This window comes from Aeromonas sp. 130281, assembly GCF_056642115.1.
In genome coordinates this window covers 328,269-345,946 of sequence record NZ_JBWVQS010000005.1, presented here as the reverse complement: position 1 = coordinate 345,946, position 17,678 = coordinate 328,269, and the positions used below count along the sequence as shown (strand labels likewise).

Genomic DNA, 17,678 nt, shown 5'->3' with positions numbered 1-17,678 from the left:
CCCCTTGCGGGAGAAGGGTTGGGGATGAGGGGTACCACTCGTCTCATCGTCGAACTCACAGGCTCTCCTCCACGTCTTGTTCCAGCCGCTGATAGCGCACCATGTCCGCGTACCAGCCGTTGTGGGTCATCAGGGCGCCGTGAGTACCGCGCTCGCTGATGGCTCCCTGATCCAGCACCAGGATCTCGTCGGCCTGCTCCACCGCCGTCATGCGGTGGCTCACCAGAATGAGGGTCCGTCTGTGGGCCTTGAGCGCCAACAGGATCTGCTGCTCGGTGTGGGCATCCACCGCCGACAGGGCGTCGTCCAGCACCAGGACAGGCGCCGCCAGCAGCAGGGCGCGGGCGATGGCGAGGCGCTGCTTCTGGCCGCCGGAGAGGGTCACCCCCTTCTCCCCCACCTCGGTCTCATACCCCCTGGGGAAACGAGAGATGTCGTCGTGGACGCAGGCGATGCGGGCCACCCGCTCTATCTCCTCCCGGCTCGCCTCCGGCTTGCCGAGGGCGATGTTGGCGGCGATGGTGGTGGAGAAGAGGAAGGGCTCCTGTGGCACGTAGGCAAACTGGCTGCGCAGGGTGCCCAGGGGCAGCTGCTCGATGGGCACGCCCCCCATGGCAATGGTACCGGCCGTGGGATTGGCCAGCCGCATCAGAAGCTTGAGCAGGGAGCTCTTGCCCGCCCCGGTGCGCCCCACCACCCCCAGCATGCCTCCTTGTTGCAGGGCAAAGTCGATGCCCGCAAGCAGGCTGCGTTGCTCCAGCCGATAACCCAGGCCCCTGGCCTCAAGGGGCAGAGCCGAGACAAAGGCCGCGGGCCGGACCGGCTCTTCGATGTCGCTGCGCTCCCCCAGCATGCTCTCGATACGGGAGTAGGCGGCGCTGCCCCGCTCTATGATGTTGAACAGCCAGGCGATGGCGAACATGGGCCAGATAAGCTGACCCAGGTACATGGTGAAGCTGGTGAGCTCCCCCAGGGTCAGCTTGTCCTGCAGCACCAGGGCGCTGCCGCCGGCCACCGCCAGGAAGTAGGAGCAGCCGATGCACAGATAGATCACGGGATCGAACTTGGCATCGATGCGGGCCACCGCCATGTTGCGCTCCCCCGCCTGGCGGGTCAGCTCGGCGAAGCCCTGATCCTCGAGGGACTCCACCGCGTAGGACTTGAGCACCCGCACCCCGGAGAGTGCCTCCTGGGTCTTGTTGTTAAGCCGGGAGAAGGCCCCCTGCGCCGCCTTGAACTCCTTGTAGATCTGGGTGCCAAAGCGGTTCATGAAGAAGGCCATCACCGGCAGCGGCAACAGGGAGAGCAGGGTCAGCTGCCAGGAGTACTGGCTGCACATGATGGAGAGCACCAGGATCCCGACGATGAAGGAGTCCACCAGGGTCAGCACCCCCTCCCCGGCCGTCATCTCCACCGCCTGGATGTCGTTGGTGGCGTGGGCCATCAGATCGCCGGTGCGGTGGCGCTGATAGAAATCCGGGCTCATGCGGGTGAAGTGGGTAAAGAGCCGGTTGCGCAGCACATAGGCGAGCCGGTAGGAGGCGCCAAACAGCATGACCCGCCACACGTAGCGCAGCAGATAGATGAGCAGCCCAAGGCCCAGCAGCCCCGCCAGATAGCCCATCAGGGTGCCGTCATCGAGCTCCCCCCTGGCGATGCCATCCACTACCCAGCCCACCACCTTGGGGGGGATCACGGTCAACAGGGCCACCATCATCAGCAATGAGATGGCCATCAGATAACGCCGCCACTGATCCTTGAAAAACCAGCCAAGCCGCAAAAATACGCTCACAGTAAAGTCCTTGCTCGCGGCACAGCGGGGGCCGCGTGGTCATAAGAGAAGCTCAATACAATCGCCCCCGAGGTGGGGGCGATGGGAGTGGGTCATCATAGCCTGAAGCGGACGACTTGAGAACGATTGCTATCTCACCGGTTCACAGCCGCTTGTCTGGGGAGGAGAACGGGAAGGCAACCGACTCCTGCTGCTCGCCGGTCAGCAGGAAGTGGGAGACCTCCTCCCGGGTCTGGGTGAAGACCTGCTGCAACTGGTTGAGCTCCCCCTCGCTCAGCTCCTCTTGCAGCCGCAGTCGCCACTCCAGCTCGCCGGCCAGCAGTTGCAGCCGGGAGGCGGAGATGTTGGCCGACACCCCCTTCAAGGTGTGCAGCAGGCGGCAGGCCACCTCGGGCTGCTGGCGACGCAGGGCGGAGCGAATGTCCCACAGATCGTCCTTGTGCTCGGAGAGGAAGAGCTTGAACAGGATCTGCAGCGCCTCCCTGTCCTGCTCCAGCCGGTGCAGGGCATCCTCCAGATCCAGCACCCCCATCAGATCCGGCGGCTTGACCTCGAGCGGCACCCGCCGCTCGCCGCTGGCGCTCTTCACCCACTGCAGCAGGTTGTTGTAGAGATCCAGCTTGCTCACCGGCTTGGTGACATAGCCGTTCATGCCGACCCCGAGGCAGCGCTCCCGATCCCCCGGCATGGCGCTGGCGGTGAGCGCTATGATGGGGACGTCGTGCTTGTCCACCATCTTGCGGATCTGGCGGGTCGCATCCAGGCCGTCGAGCACCGGCATCTGCAAATCCATCAGGATCACGTCAAAGGGCTGCTCCGCCACCTGCTCCACCGCCTCGCGCCCGTTGTCCACCACGGTGACCACGGCTTCGACCCGGCGCAGGTACTCCATGATGAGCTGCTGGTTGACGCGGTTGTCTTCGGCCAGCAGCACCCGGGTCCCGTGCAGCAGCTCCCTGAAGTGCTGCTGATCCCCCTGCGCCTCGGCCTGACGGACCTTGTTGTCGTGGGAGCTGCCGTTGAGCAGCTCGTCCACCTTGGCCAGCAGGGCGTTCTCTGTCATGGGCTTGGGCAGGAAGTGGGTCAGCCCCATGCTCTCCATGCGCCCGTGCAGCCCCTCCCTGGACCAGGCGCTGGTCATCAGTATGGGCAGGCGCCGCCACTGGCTGTGCTGATACATCTCGAGGGCGAGATCCAGGCCGTCCTCCTGCCCCATGCGCCAGTCGAGGATGGCGAGCCGGATGTGGTGGCCCTCCTCACGCAGCGCCTGGCGGGCGCGGGAGAGGCTGTTGACCGCGATCACCGAGGCGCCGGCCCGGCCCAGTATGTCCTTGGCGAGCTCCAGCACCAGTTCGTTGTCATCCATCATCAGGATGAGGGGCTGGTGATCGAAGAAGACCCGGCGCCCGGAGACCCCATAGACCGCCTGGGACAGGGGGATCTCGAACAGGAAGGTGGAGCCCACCCCGGGCTTGCTCTGCACCCTGATCTCCCCCCCCATCAGCCCCACCAGCCGCTGGGAGATGTTGAGCCCGAGCCCCGAGCCGCCATATTTGCGGGTGTTGCCCGCCTCCAGCTGGGTAAAGGGCTGGAACAGCTGCGCCTGCTTCTCCGGCGCTATGCCGATGCCGGTGTCCCGCACGCTGAAGCAGACCCGCATCGGGTATTGATTGACTAGAGTGATGGCCACCTCCACCTCCCCCCGCTCGGTGAACTTGATGGCGTTGTTGACCAGGTTGACCAGCACCTGGCCGAGGCGCAGCGGATCGCCGCGCAGGAAATCGGGCACCGCAGGCGACTTGTTGATGATGACCTCGATCTGCTTGCGCTCCGCCAGATCCGCAAACATGGCGGCCAGGGAGTCGAGCTGCTCGCTGAGATCGAAGTCGATCTCCTCCAGGGTCAGCTTGCCGGACTCCACCTTGGTGAGATCCAGGATGTCGTTGATGAGCAGCAGCAAGGTATCGGACGATGACTTTATCTTGTTGAGATAGTCCCGCTGCTGCTGATCGAGCTTGGTCTGCAGCGCCAGGGCACTGAAGCCGATGATGGCGTTCATGGGGGTGCGGATCTCGTGGCTCATGTTGGCCAGGAAGTCGCTCTTGGCCTGGGCCAGCAAGGCGGCGTGGCGGGACAGCTCGCTCAGCTTCTGGTTGCGGCGCCACAGGGTCGCAGCCACCAGCGAGAAGCAGAGCAGCGCGCCCCCCAGTACTATCAGGTAGAAGCGGCTCTTGAGGGAAGAGGCCAAGTCCAGCTTGCTCTGCTTCCAGGCCGGCAGCGAGGCCAGCCCCTTCATCTCGACGATCTGGTTGCGCAGGCGATGGTATTCCATCACCTGCTGGTTGAGCTCCTGGCTGAGCCGGGTAAGGGCCATGACCTTGGGCTGCCCGGGGTAGGTCTCCATCAGCCGCCGTTGCAGTTGCTGCAGTTGACTCTGCTCGCTCGTGTCCCAGCTGCGCCTGAGGTAGTGGCTCAGGCGGGCGAGCTCGGTGAGATCGCGGGCTTGCTCGGCCCCGGCCGGCAGGGTTGCCAGCAGCGCCTTGAGCTGGCCCTGGAAACGGGGCGCCAGGTATTCGATGGTCATCTCCATGGTGTAGAGCCTGGCGAGATCCAGCAGATAACCATCTATATCCCGTTGCAGCGCCTGGGACTTGGGATCATCCACCGACCCCGGGTCTTCGCGCACCTGGCTCACGAAACGATCCAGGCTGCTCGACAGCAGGCTGAGGCGCTGCTGTACGCTGCCATCGCTGGCCTTCTCGCGTCCCAGCAGATAGACGGTGTCGGTATTGACCCGGTTGAGGACCAGCTCTGCGGCCACGCTCAGATCGGAGGCGCGTTGCTGCTGGCTCAGCAACTGCCAGCAATAGGCAGAAAACGCCAGCAGCGATACGATGATAAGGCCAAAGACAACACCATTGTCCCGTGCAACACTCTTCATCCCGTCTCGATTCTCATGTCATGGTCGGCCATCCGGTGACCCTGGGTCAGGGCCAGACAGCCGAGTGTGAAAAACAACTGAGCACTATGTTACCGTTAGTCTGCTCTGTGAATGCAATAAAGATGTTGCCGGGCCATGAATAAAGGAGCCAATTATGTCACTTGTCACTACCTATTGTAGCCACTGCTTTACCCGCAATCGCCTGCCCGGCGACAAGCTGGACGCCAGTGCGAAGTGCGGTCGCTGCCACCAGCCCCTGTTTTCCCACTCCCCGGTGTCGGGTCGCATGGCGCACTTTGATGCCCTGATCCAGTCCGACATACCGGTGGTAGTCGACTTCTGGGCCAGCTGGTGCGGCCCCTGCCTGCAGTTCGCCCCCGTCTTTCAAGAGATAGCCCAGGAGCTCGAACCCCGCATCCGCTTCGTGAAGCTAGACACCGAACAGGAGGCCGCCATCGCCAGCCGCTATGCCATTCGCAGCATACCGACCCTGATGATCTTCAGAGGGGGGCAGATCCTGGCTCAGCGCAGCGGCTCCCTGCCCAAGAGCCTGTTCAAGGAGTGGTTGCTGTCCGTCACGGCAGCACCCAAATGAAAACGAAATGTTTAATTTCTGTTTAATGTCAGATCCATTTTCACTTGACTCTGTGAGTCGCCACATGCTTTGACCATATCCCCCTGTTTCAAACAGGGGGATAAATGTAACCTCGGCAACACAACAACAACCATAAATTAACCGAGAGAACAACATGCATACCTCTGCAGTCCCTTCCGCCCCTACACGCTGGCTGGACATCAAGGCCGGGATCGTCATTCTGGATCTCCTGCTGCTCTGTGCCATGCTCGCCTGGCTTCCGTTTGATCCCATGATCAACAAAGGCCTCGGCATCCTGATCTTCATCGCCATCCTCTGGCTGACCGAGGCGGTGAACATCACCATCACGGCCTTGTCCATCCCGGTGCTCGCCACCCTGCTCGGGGTGTTTGACATGAGCAAGTCGCTGACCGACTTCGCCAACCCTGTCCTCTTCCTCTTCTTCGGCGGCTTTGCCCTGGCGGCGGCCCTCTCCAAGCAGGGGCTGGATACCCAGATCGCCGCCAAGGTGATGCAGCTGGCCAAGGGGCACCTGGGCTGGGCAGCCATAGTGCTGTTCACCATCACGGCGGCGCTCTCCATGTGGATCAGCAACACCGCCACCGCCGCCATGATGATGCCGCTCGCCCTCGGCATGCTCAAGGGACTCGACGTTCACAAGGAGCGTCGCACCCTGGTCTTCGTGCTGCTTGGCGTCGCCTACAGCGCCAGCATCGGCGGGATCGGCACCCTGGTGGGCAGCCCCCCCAATGCCATCGCCGCCGCCCAGATGGGACTTGGCTTCACCGACTGGCTGAAGTTCGGCATCCCGGTGGTGCTCATCTTCATGCCGGTGGGCATAGGCCTGCTCTACTGGGTGACGCGCCCCAACCTGTCGCACCAGGTCAGCACCGAGCAGGTCACCATAGAGTGGACCGGCCAGCGCAAGACCACCTTGCTCATCTTCCTGACCACAGTGCTGCTGTGGATTGGCTCCCAGCCCATCGCCGCGGCGCTCGGCGGCATTCCCCAGTTCGATACCCTGATCGCCATGGGCGCCATCCTGGCCATCGCCGTCAGCCGGGTCGCCAGCTGGGATGACATCAATCAGAACACCGACTGGGGCGTGCTGCTGCTGTTCGGGGGTGGCCTGACCTTAAGCGCCATCCTCAAGCAGACCGGCGCCAACGCCTTCCTGGCGGAGCACCTCTCCAGTGCGCTCGCCACCATGCCCATCTTCATCATACTGCTCTGCCTTGCCGCCTTCGTGGTGTTCCTGACCGAGCTGGTCTCCAACACCGCCACCGCCGCCCTGCTGGTGCCGCTGTTCGCCGGTGTGGCCGAGGCGCTGGGGGTCTCCCCCATCGTCGTGTCCGTGCTGATCGCCGTCGGGGCCTCCTGCGCCTTCATGCTGCCGGTGGCCACGCCGCCCAACGCCATCGTCTTCGCCAGCGGTCACATCCAGCAGCGGGAGATGATGCGCGCCGGTCTGGTGCTGAACCTGGTGTTCACCGTCATCCTGACCCTGCTGGCCTATTTCATGGGTGACATCCTCCATTGATCCCCGGCCAGGCAGATGGGCCTGAGGATGCTGACGGAGCAAGCCCCTGAGCCGTCATCCACCTTGCCCGTTGAAACACCAGAGCCCCGCACCGTCGGGGCTCTGTTTATTCTTCCCCCCCCAGCGTATCTTCCCCAGCCCCTCCCCCTCTCCTTGCCACCGGCCCTGCCCTGTGACGCGCCCCGGGCCATTAACACGGCCTTAAGAAAGTGCCTCCATGATGCGGACAAGGGCGCGCCGGCAACAGGCGCATGGAAAGTCGGTATGCATCACAATGAGAGGAAAAAATCATGGCGAAATCGATGGGAAGCGGCAGGGCCATCAGGGTATGGGATCCCCTGATCAGGGTATTTCACTGGGCTACCGTCCTGCTGTGCGTGCTCAACCTGTTCATCCTGGAGGAGGGCAGACTCAATCACCGCTATGTCGGGTACGCCCTGGCCGGATTGCTGGTGCTGCGCATCCTGTGGGGATTTGTCGGCTCCGACTACGCCAGGTTTGCCCAGTGGTTTCCGACCCCGGCCCGCCTGGGCCGCTACCTGCAGACCAGCTGGCAGGGCAGACACCCCTATCATGCCGGCCACAATCCGCTGGGCGCCTTGATGATACTGCTGCTGTTGACCTGTCTGGTGGGGACGGCCGTCACCGGGATCATGACGGGGTACGAGCAGCTGTTTGATGAGGAGCTCATGGAGGAGCTCCACGAATTCTTTGCCAAGGCGCTGCAGATCGCCATCTTCATCCATGTGCTGGCGGTCATCGTCCTCGATCGCCTGACCCGGGGGGATCTCATCAGGGCCATGATCACCGGCAGGAAGCGCGTACCAGCCGACACCGAGATCGTCGACAAGCGCTGAGGCACCTCAGCCAGATGAGATAAAAAAACCCCGCGATGCGGGGTTTTTTCATATTGGGAGTGGTCAGCCGACGTTGCAGCTCTTCAATTTCCAGATCCGATCCACGTAGTCCTGGATGGAGCGGTCGGAGTTGAACTTGCCCATAGTAGCCGAGTTGATGATGGCCTTCTTCGCCCACAGCGCCGGATCCCGATACCAGGTATCGATCAGCTTGTGCGCTTCCGAGTAGGAGGCGAAATCGGCCAGGGTCAGGTAGGGATCTCCCCCTTCCAGCAAGGAGCGCTTGATGGAGGCGAGCTCCCCCGGGCGACCCGGCGTGAAGTAGTCGGTGTCGAACCAGTCCAGCACCGCCTTGAGCTCGGAGTTGGCGTAGTAGAAGTCGTACGGATTGTAACCGCGCGCCTTCAGGGACTTCACCTCGTCCACGTTCAGGCCGAAGATGGCACAGTTCTCGGCCCCCGCCTCTTCGGCGATCTCGATGTTGGCGCCGTCCAGGGTGCCTATGGTGATGGCGCCGTTCAGTGCCATCTTCATGTTGCCGGTACCTGAGGCTTCATAACCTGCGGTGGAGATCTGCTCGGAGACATCCGCCGCCGGGATCAGCTTCTCGGCCAGGCTCACCCGGTAGTTCGGCATGAACACCACTTTCAGCTTGCCCTGGATGCGGGCGTCGTTGTTGACCCGCTCCGCCAGCTTGTTGATGGCGTAGATGATGTCCTTGGCCAGCTTGTAACCGGGCGCCGCCTTGGAGCCGAAGATGAACACCCGCGGGTGCATGTCATAGTCCGGGTTCGCCAGCAGACGGCGGTAGAGCGCCATGATGTGGATGAGGTTCAGTTGCTGGCGCTTGTACTCGTGCAGACGCTTGATCTGGACGTCGAAGATCGCCTCGGCCGAGACATCGATGCCGGTTTCCGCCTTGATGACCTTGACCAGCTTCTCCTTGTTGTGACGCTTGATGGTCATGAACTGCTGCTGGAACGCCTTGTCGTCGGCAAACTTGGTCACGCTGCGCAGCTTGTCCAGCTGCAGCGGCCACTCCTTGCCCACCACTTCGTTGTAGAGGGCGGCAAGCTCGGGGTTGCAGGCCAGCAGCCAGCGACGGGGGGTCACGCCGTTGGTGACGTTGCACATCTTCTCGGGCCACAGCTCGGCATACTCGGGGAAGAGATCCTCTTTCACCAGCTTGGAATGGATCTCGGCCACGCCGTTCACCTTGGAGGAGCCGATGACGCACAGGTTGCCCATGCGTACCTTGCGCACGTCCCCTTCTTCGATGATGGAGAGCTTGGCCTTGATGGCGTCGTTGCCCGGCCACTTGGGCTCCACCAGCTCGTTCAGGAAGCGGGCGTTGATCTCGTAGATGATCTCGAGATGACGGGGCAGCACCTTCTCGAACAGGCTGACGGACCACTTCTCCAGCGCTTCCGGCAGCAGGGTGTGGTTGGTGTAGGAGAAGACCTGATAGCAGATGGCCCAGGCGGCATCCCAGTTCAAGTCTTCCTCGTCCACCAGCACCCGCATCAACTCGGGGATGGCCACCGTCGGGTGGGTATCGTTGAGCTGGATGGCAATTTGCGCGGCAAAGTTGCGGAAATCCGAACCATGAACCCGCTTGTAGCGGCGCATGATGTCCTTGATGGAGCAGGCACAGAAGAAGTACTGCTGGATCAGGCGCAGCTCTTTGCCTGCATCTGTCTCGTCATTCGGGTAGAGCACCTTGGAGATGGTCTCGGCCTGGGCCTTCTCTGCCTGGGAGTCGATGTAGCCACCGGCGTTGAACACGTCCCAGTCGAAGAACTCGGAGGCGCGGGATTCCCACAGGCGCAGGATATTAACGGTGTGACCGCCAAAGCCCACCACAGGAATGTCCCAGGGCACCCCTTTGATCTTGCGACCGGCGTGCCACACCTTCTTCAGGCCGCCCTTGTCACCGAACACGGTTTCCACGTAGCCGTAGAGCGGGATCTCCTGCACCGACTCGGGGCGGCAGATCTCCCAGGGGTTGCCATATTCACGCCAGGAGTCCGGGCGCTCGATCTGGCGGCCATCCTGGATCTCCTGACGGAACAGGCCGTGCTCGTAATGGATGCCGTAGCCCACCGCCGGGTAATTCAGGGTGGCCAGGGAGTCGATGAAGCAGGCGGCCAGACGGCCCAGGCCGCCGTTGCCAAGGGCCATGTCCGGCTCTTGCTCGCACAGGTCGGTCAGTTCCAGACCGAGTTCACCCAGGGCCTCTTCGCAAGTCTTGTACAGGGAGAGGTTGTGCAGGTTGTTGGAGGTCAAACGCCCCATCAGGAATTCAGCAGAGAGATAGTGAATCGCACGAGTATCTTTCTTGAAGTGAGTCTGCTGAGTACGGGTCAGGCGCTCGTACACCTGTTCGTTGACGGCGGCAGCGGTCGCTTTCCACCATGCTTCGGGAGAGGCTTTCTGTTCGCTTGTACCCAAGGTAGAACGCAGGTGACGCACGATACTCGCCTTGAGCTGATCTTTATCCAGTTGGAGATCCTGGTCTGTCTTCTTCTTGGTAGCCATAAACCATTTTCCTTCGTTACAAATAAAAAATGTTATCCCCTTGAGGGACCGGCGCTGTTGTTATCTCAGAATATGTTCCGGCGTGGGCATACTAGCTAAAGCCGGGGGTTTAAAAGTTAACGTGAGTCACACTTTAACGTATAAAAATGACAGTTTCACCATGAAAACCCTTTCCTATATCCTCCCTGAACAAAATAAAAATAACCTTAAAAATCAAAACATTGAATGAAATACAAAAAGTTGGATTCATGAATAGGTTTTCAATGATTGCCAGCGGCTGAAAATACGTGAAAATAAGCGCCGACTCGGCCGGCGATGAAATCGCTTTCAATGCTTGGTGTATCAGCACGGCAATAAAAGGAAGCTGCCCCAATTGGGGCAGCTTCCTGAGCTGAATTAACCATGGGCCTTGAACTGGTTACTCATGGGGTCGTAGTGATAACCAATCTGCTGCAGACGGGTGGCCAGCTGATCCTCCGTCATGTCGTAGTAAGCCAGCAACTCTTCCAGACCATCGCACTCCAGCCGCAGCTTCTCGTTGATGATCCCGAGCAGAATATTGGCGTCCAGCCGTTGCAAGGTGCTCACATCCATCTTGGTCCCTCCTCTTGCCATACATACTGTATAACCATGAGCGCCGGCCCGCGCTTTGTCTACAGGTTAAAAAACACCCGCCCCATCATCGATATAAATAGTGTTTAAATTCAAATGGTTAATAAAAACCCCTGTTAGTCTGCTCACATTTTTAATCACAAACGCCTTGTCACTGGCATGAGATAGAACTACTGTATACGCATACAGCATGGTTATTCATACAGGACACACATATGAGCCAGCCCCTGAGTCACCGCCCACTCTCCTCCTCTGCCGGTGTGATCACCACCTGGCCCACCCGCCATCAGAGCAAGGCGGAGCATGAGCATCGACTGGCCATGGATCTCCATGAAGCCCCGTTGCTGGATGCGCTGGGAAGATTGAGCCAAAGCGACAGCGGCTGGATCCTGCTCATAGCGCCGCCAGGGCTGCCCGTAGCCAAGCAACTGCAGGCACAGGGAATCAATCCCGCCCGGGTACTGGTGGTTCACGGCCCCAAGATCAAGAACTGGCAACGTCTGCTGGAGCAGAGCCTGGCCAACGGCCATTGTGCCGCCGTCTTGACCTGGCTGCCCGAACGGGTTGCCCTGGATCGCAGCCGCCTCAGCACCCTGGGTCAGCGTGCCGGTGTCCTGACCCGCTTCTTCGAGCCCACCCCTTCCCAGGGCTCTCTCTGTTACGGTGGGCAGGACGTCTACCTGAACCATTGAGTCATATCGTGCCGACCCGGGCTGGCAGGGCTCCCCGCCCCAGCGTCAGTCTGGCAGGGCGGCAACCAAGACGAGAAAGGCGACCCTGGGGTCGCCTTCTGTCATATGGCCTGGGCTGCCATCTGCCCGGCGCCCCGCAGGGGCTTTTACCGGATCAGGCGAGCCTGGTATCCAGCTCGGCAATTTTGGCAGACCAGTAGGCCGGACCGGTTTCATGGATGTTGTTGCCCTGGGAGTCCACCGCCACTGTCACCGGCATGTCTTCCACCTCGAACTCATAGATGGCTTCCATGCCCAGATCGGCGAAGGCCACCACACGGGCCTTCTTGATGGCCTTGGCCACCAGGTAGGCGGCGCCACCCACTGCCATCAGATAGACGGCCTGGTGCTGCTTGATGCTCTCGACGGTTTTCGGACCCCGCTCGGACTTGCCTATCATGCCGATGAGGCCGGTTTCACCCAGCATCATGTCGGTGAACTTGTCCATCCGGGTGGAGGTGGTGGGACCGGCCGGGCCGACCACTTCGTCACGCACCGCATCGACCGGGCCGACGTAGTAGATGAAGCGGTTGGTGAAGTCGACCCCTTCCGGCAAGCCTTCGCCATTTTTCAGCATGTCGGCAATGCGCTTGTGGGCGGCGTCACGGCCGGTGAGGATCTTGCCGGACAGCAGCACGGTATCGCCGCTCTTCCAGCTGGCGAGCTCGGCCTTGGTGATGCCGTCGACATTGACCCGGCGCACGTTGCCGCCCGCTTCACGGGTGATTTCCGGCCAGTCACTCAGCCTCGGCGGAGTCAATTCGGCGGGGCCAGAGCCGTCGAGCTCAAAGTGAACGTGGCGGGTGGCGGCGCAGTTGGGGATCATCACCACCGGCTTGGAGGCGGCATGGGTCGGGGCGGATTTGACCTTCACGTCCAGCACTGTGGTGAGGCCCCCCAGCCCCTGGGCGCCGATCCCCAGCCGGTTGACCTTGTCATAGAGCTCGACCCGCAGCTTCTCTTCTGTGGTCTCTGGACCCCGGGCGATCAGCTCTTGAATGTCGATGTGCTCCATCAGGGCTTCCTTGGCGAGCACGGCCGCCTTCTCGGCGGTACCGCCGATGCCGATCCCCAGCATGCCAGGCGGGCACCAGCCGGCGCCCATGGTCGGCACGGTTTTGAGCACCCATTCGACCACGTCGTCGGAGGGGTTGAGCATCACCATCTTGGACTTGTTCTCGGAGCCGCCGCCCTTGGCCGCTATGCTCACTTCCACCTTGTCCCCCGGGATCATGTCGATGTGCACCACGGCAGGGGCGTTGTCCTTGGTGTTCTTGCGACTGCCGGCCGGATCCGCCAGCACGCTGGCACGCAGCGGGTTGTCCGGATTGGTGTAAGCGCGGCGAGTGCCCTCGTCCACCATCTCCTGCACCGTCATGTCGCTGTCCCACTGCACCTGCATGCCGATCTTGACGAAGCAGGTGACGATGCCGGTGTCCTGGCACAGGGGGCGATGCCCTTCGGCAGACATGCGGGAGTTGATCAGGATCTGGGCCAGGGCATCCTTGGCGGCCGGGTTGATCTCGCGGTCATAGGCAGCCTTGGCGGCGTGGACAAAATCGAGGGGGTGGTAGAAAGAGATGTACTGCAGGGCGTCAGCAATGGAATCGATAAAGTCCTGTTTTCTAATGATGCTCATATCATCCTCACTGGTCCTTGTCGTCGCTTGCGCGAGCAAGGGCTTCCATATGAGCCGGGCCTTCGGCAGGCGGCGAATGCGCACAGAGCCGGCGACTACGGCGTGTTTTTATAACGGTGTTTTTCTTAAAAATGCCGGCGGCCATGATACGCTTGAGCACCCGAACCGGCTAGGGAGCTGGGTGCAAACTGTTGCCTGTGTAACAAAAAATGAAACCAAGACTGCATATCCACCATTTCGATCCGCAAGCATCGCTTCACGCCCTGTTTGCCCGCTTGCAACACCAGGCCTGGGCCATCCTGCTGGAATCGGCAGGCCCAACGGGCGCCGACAACCGCTTTGACATCATCAGCGCCGATCCCCTTGCCACCCTGGAGACCCGGGGTGCCAGCACCTGCCTCACCCAGGCTGGCCACCAGAACCATCATGACGGCGATCCCCTCGCCCTGCTCGCCGAGACCCAACGAGCCCTGCTGGGGGAGCTGGTGCAGGATGAGCATGACCTGCCCTTCATCGGGGGCGCCCTGGGGCTCTTTGGCTACGATCTGGGCCGGCGATTCGAACGTCTGCCCGTCCAGGCCAGTGCAGACATCCAGGTTCCCGACATGGCAGTGGGGATCTACGACTGGGCACTGCTGCGGGAGGTCGCGACCGGTCGCTGGCAGCTGGTGCACTGGGGAGATGAGGCCGGGCTCGCCAGACGATTGCAGTGGCTGGCGGCGCAAGCCCCTCGGCCCTGCGCCCCCTTCGCCTTGCAGGGCGAGTGGCAGAGCAACATGAGTCGGGCCGAGTACGGCGAAAAGTTCGCCCGCATCCAGGCCTATCTGGCGGCAGGGGACTGCTATCAAATCAACCTGACCCAGCGCTTCAGCGCCCCCTATGGAGGGGACGAGTGGTCCGCCTATCTCGCCCTCAGTGCCGCCAACAAGGCCCCCTTCTCGGCCTTTGTCCGGCTGCCCCGTAGCGCCATGTTGAGCCTCTCCCCCGAGCGCTTCCTGCTGCTCGATGGCCGCCACATCGAGACCAAGCCCATCAAGGGCACCCGGCCCCGTCATCCGGATCCCGCTATCGACAAACAGGTGGCCGAGTCGCTCGCCAGTGCCGACAAGGACAGATCGGAGAACCTGATGATCGTGGATCTGCTGCGCAACGACATAGGCCGGGTCAGCCGCCCTGGCTCCGTCAGCGTGCCGAGCCTGTTTGCGGTGGAGTCCTTCCCCGCCGTGCATCACCTGGTCTCCACCATTCACGGGGAGCTGGATGCGCGCTGGCAGGGGGTGGATCTGCTGCGGGCCTGTTTCCCAGGCGGCTCCATCACGGGGGCCCCCAAGATCCGGGCAATGGAGATCATCGAGGAGCTGGAGCCGGTGCGCCGAAACGCCTATTGCGGCAGCATCGGCTATCTGAGCCAGCACGGTCGGATGGACACCAGCATCTGCATTCGCACCCTGATAGCCGAAGCCGGCCGGCTCCATTGCTGGGCGGGAGGGGGCATCATCGCCGACTCAGACCCGGACGCCGAATATCAGGAGACCTACGACAAGGTGGCTCGCATCCTGCCGCTGCTGGCTGCCTTGCGCCAATGAGCCTGTGACTGCCCTCGCCCGCCCCAAGGAGACCAGGACCGAGATGGATATCGAGATGAACCGCGCCGAGCTGCTGACCCGCTTCCTGTTGCAGCGCCCCGCCCCCGCCCACCGTTTGATGCTGGCAGGGCTCAAGCCGGCGGCTGTGCTGATCCCCCTGGTGGAGCGCCCCCAGGGGCTGCGCCTGTTGCTGACCCGTCGCAGCACCACCCTGCGCCACCACCCGGGGCAGATAAGCTTCCCCGGCGGGCGCCAGGATCCGGAAGATGAGAGCCTGATCCACACGGCCCTGCGAGAGACCCATGAAGAGCTCGGGATCCCCGCCTCCCAGATCCGGGTCATCGGCAGCCTCACCCCGCTCAACACCATCTCCCTGTATGACGTCCTCCCTGTACTGGCCATGATAGACCCCGACTACCGGCTTGCCCTCAGCCCCGACGAAGTGGAGCAGGCCTTCGAGGTGCCCCTCAGCCATGTGCTGGATCCGGCCCACCACATCGCCCTGACCCTGCCAAGGGCGGGCAAGCGCCACACCATCTACTGGATCCCCTGGCAGCACTCCTTCATCTGGGGGGCAACCGCCAGCATGATCCGCCAACTGGCCCAGCACCTGTCAGAACAACATATTGATAACCTTTAGAGGTGAGAAATCATCCAGTTAACATTCAACTAACACTGCATATGATAAATAAATTTTGATTTTTTATTCTTTTGATCACATTTCCATAAGAAAGTGCGGGTTTCAGCCTCATAAAGGTGAATCTGATCAACATTTTTGGGTAAAAAGAAAGTATTCTTGCGCCGACTAATTAAAACCACACATTCGGGGTGAGACACATGTCCAATACTGTCACTGGCGCACAGGACGTTGCAGCCGCACAGGAGCAAGGGATCCGCTCGGTCCAATCACGCGGTTGGAGCAAACAAGACACCACCTGGGTTATCAGCCTGTTCGGCACCGCCGTCGGCGCCGGCATCCTGTTCCTGCCCATCAACGCCGGCATGGGTGGCTTCTGGCCACTGGTAGTGATGGCGCTGCTGGTCGGCCCCATGACCTACCTGGCCCACCGCGGCCTGGCGCGCTTCGTGCTCTCCTCCAAGAAGCCCAATGCGGACATCACCGAAGTGGTGGAAGAGCATTTCGGCGTGGGCGCCGGCAAATTAATCACCCTGCTCTACTTCTTTGCCATCTACCCCATAGTGCTGATCTACGGCGTGGGCATCACCAATACCGTCGAGAGCTTCCTGGTCAACCAGCTGCAGATGACGGCGCCACCGCGCTGGATCCTCTCCATCGTGCTGATCATGGCCATGATGTCGGTCATGCTGGCCGGTGAGAAGCTGATGCTGAAGGTCACCGAGTTCCTGGTGTACCCCCTCATCGCCATCCTGGCGGGCATCTCCCTCTACCTGATCCCGGACTGGACCGGTGCCGCCCTGGCCCAGGTGCCCTCCGCCAAGGATTTCGCCACCACCCTGTGGCTGACCATCCCGGTGCTGGTATTCTCCTTCAACCACAGCCCGGCCATCTCCAGCTTCGCCCTGGCCCAGCGCCGTGATCACGGCGACAACGCCGTTGCCAAGTCCGACGCCATCTTGAAGCGCACCGCCATCATACTGCTGGGCTTCGTGATGTTCTTCGTCTTCTCCTGCGTGATGAGCCTGACTCCGGCCCAGCTGGCAGAAGCCAAGTCCCAGAACATTGCCGTGCTCTCCTACCTGGCCAACCAGCATGCGAGCCCCATCATCTCCTACTTCGGTCCGCTGGTTGCTTTCGTCGCCATCGTCTCCTCCTTCTTCGGCCACTATCTGGGTGCCCGTGAAGGTCTGAAGGGCATGGTGATGCAGCAGATGCGCTCCTCCGGCAAGGAGCCGAACCACAAGAAGATCGAGCTGTTCATCATCGCCTTCTTCATCCTGACCCTGTGGGCCGTGGCCGTGATCAACCCCTCCATCCTCGGCATGATCGAATCCCTGGGTGGTCCCATCATCGCCACAATCCTGTTCCTCATGCCGATGTACGCCATCAAGCGCGTCCCGGCCATGGCGAAATACCAGGGCCAGATCAGCAACCTGTTCGTGGCAACCATGGGCCTCATCGCCATCTCTGCCATCCTCTATCAACTGGTCGGCTAACCCCGCCCCCGATAGCCAGGGTCAACCGGATCGCCGGTTGACCCTGCCAGAGACCCACAGCCCGGCAGGCTCAGCGTGCCGGGCTGTTTTCATTGCGGGGCACCGGCAAGGGCCAGGATAAGGCTATCTGCCTATCAGCCACCTTTCCCACCCACCCGCTGCGTTGCCGCCCGTGCAATCTGCTCTCTTATCAGTCCCCGCGCTTGGGCAAAAGGGATGACAGCCCCATGCTGCCGAGTGATCCCCCCGCCCATGTTCCTTTCAGACCTTCCCCAACCCTTTGCCGGGTTCCCGTGCAGGAGGATGGGCGCTATACCGCGCCTACATCGGGCACCTCGGGCCCCCCCTCAGGAGCCTGGGTTTGCATCCGATACACGGGATACCGTCGCTCGCCAAGGCTCCAAGGCGGCGACACAGAACGACCCCAATCCTGCGCCCCTCTGCCCGCTGACTAGCCTTGAGCCCTTGCCGCGATGGCGACACGGCGGCTGACTGCCCATCAGCGCCTGAGCCTATGACCCCCGCCGCCCCTGCTGCCCTTCCTTTCCAGAGGGATAGCCGCGACCGCCCTCGCAGGCAGGCGCGTCCACCCATGGACAAGAGGCCCACAGCGGCAACCGGCAGATTGGATTAAGGAAGGCGCAAGCGTCGGTGACACAAGATTGCAGACAATAAAAAGCGCCCTCCGAAGAGGGCGCCAGCATTCAGGGA

The 17,678-nt window shown here is 61.7% G+C and carries 12 protein-coding genes; 7 read left to right on the top strand and 5 right to left on the bottom strand.

The window, feature by feature from the left end:
- Nucleotides 1-55: 55 nt before the first annotated feature.
- A complete protein-coding gene (locus tag AC1IN8_RS15380; RefSeq protein ID WP_479759478.1) occupies nt 56-1,792 on the bottom strand; it encodes an ABC transporter transmembrane domain-containing protein in 1,737 nt (578 codons plus the stop codon).
- A gap of 142 nt (nt 1,793-1,934) precedes the next feature.
- Complete coding sequence (locus AC1IN8_RS15375; protein WP_479759476.1) at nt 1,935-4,733, bottom strand: response regulator; 2,799 nt, start codon at nt 4,731-4,733, stop codon at nt 1,935-1,937.
- A gap of 154 nt (nt 4,734-4,887) precedes the next feature.
- Between AC1IN8_RS15375 and trxC the strand changes: the two genes are divergently transcribed.
- From trxC to AC1IN8_RS15360, 3 genes are all read left to right on the top strand, one after another.
- A complete protein-coding gene (trxC, locus tag AC1IN8_RS15370; protein WP_139434305.1) occupies nt 4,888-5,328 on the top strand; it encodes a thioredoxin TrxC in 441 nt (146 codons plus the stop codon).
- Between the two features lie 154 nt (nt 5,329-5,482).
- Nucleotides 5,483-6,868, top strand: coding sequence for an SLC13 family permease (locus tag AC1IN8_RS15365; protein ID WP_139434304.1), 1,386 nt, complete (start codon nt 5,483-5,485; stop codon nt 6,866-6,868).
- Between the two features lie 302 nt (nt 6,869-7,170).
- Nucleotides 7,171-7,725, top strand: coding sequence for a cytochrome b/b6 domain-containing protein (locus AC1IN8_RS15360; RefSeq protein ID WP_479759515.1), 555 nt, complete (start codon nt 7,171-7,173; stop codon nt 7,723-7,725).
- Between the two features lie 63 nt (nt 7,726-7,788).
- On the opposite strand, the gene AC1IN8_RS15355 is transcribed toward AC1IN8_RS15360, so the two are convergent.
- Both AC1IN8_RS15355 and AC1IN8_RS15350 read right to left on the bottom strand, forming a co-directional pair.
- Nucleotides 7,789-10,263 (bottom strand): glycogen/starch/alpha-glucan phosphorylase, encoded by a 2,475-nt coding sequence (locus tag AC1IN8_RS15355; RefSeq protein ID WP_139434303.1) that lies wholly within the window; start codon nt 10,261-10,263, stop codon nt 7,789-7,791.
- Nucleotides 10,264-10,659: 396 nt separating this feature from the next.
- The gene (locus AC1IN8_RS15350; protein WP_005323525.1) at nt 10,660-10,857 is read right to left on the bottom strand and encodes a DUF4250 domain-containing protein; all 198 of its coding nucleotides are present in this window, start codon (nt 10,855-10,857) and stop codon (nt 10,660-10,662) included.
- Nucleotides 10,858-11,090: 233 nt separating this feature from the next.
- On the opposite strand from AC1IN8_RS15350, the gene AC1IN8_RS15345 reads away from it, so the two are divergent.
- The gene (locus AC1IN8_RS15345) at nt 11,091-11,567 is read left to right on the top strand and encodes a cell division inhibitor (RefSeq protein ID WP_202045853.1); all 477 of its coding nucleotides are present in this window, start codon (nt 11,091-11,093) and stop codon (nt 11,565-11,567) included.
- Nucleotides 11,568-11,721: 154 nt separating this feature from the next.
- Here the strand turns inward: AC1IN8_RS15345 and AC1IN8_RS15340 are convergent, their stop codons facing one another.
- Nucleotides 11,722-13,245: a fumarate hydratase gene (locus tag AC1IN8_RS15340; protein WP_202045854.1), complete on the bottom strand. Its 1,524-nt coding sequence runs from the start codon at nt 13,243-13,245 to the stop codon at nt 11,722-11,724.
- Nucleotides 13,246-13,454: 209 nt separating this feature from the next.
- Here AC1IN8_RS15340 and pabB point away from each other — a divergent pair, with 209 nt between their 5' ends.
- The 3 genes from pabB (at nt 13,455) to AC1IN8_RS15325 (ending at nt 16,967) form a co-directional block, all read left to right on the top strand.
- Nucleotides 13,455-14,831, top strand: coding sequence for an aminodeoxychorismate synthase component I (gene pabB, locus AC1IN8_RS15335; RefSeq protein ID WP_479759474.1), 1,377 nt, complete (start codon nt 13,455-13,457; stop codon nt 14,829-14,831).
- 55 nt (nt 14,832-14,886) lie between these two features.
- Complete coding sequence (locus AC1IN8_RS15330) at nt 14,887-15,471, top strand: CoA pyrophosphatase (RefSeq protein WP_342058402.1); 585 nt, start codon at nt 14,887-14,889, stop codon at nt 15,469-15,471.
- Nucleotides 15,472-15,668: 197 nt separating this feature from the next.
- Nucleotides 15,669-16,967 (top strand): HAAAP family serine/threonine permease, encoded by a 1,299-nt coding sequence (locus tag AC1IN8_RS15325; RefSeq protein ID WP_247626006.1) that lies wholly within the window; start codon nt 15,669-15,671, stop codon nt 16,965-16,967.
- Nucleotides 16,968-17,678: the final 711 nt, after the last annotated feature.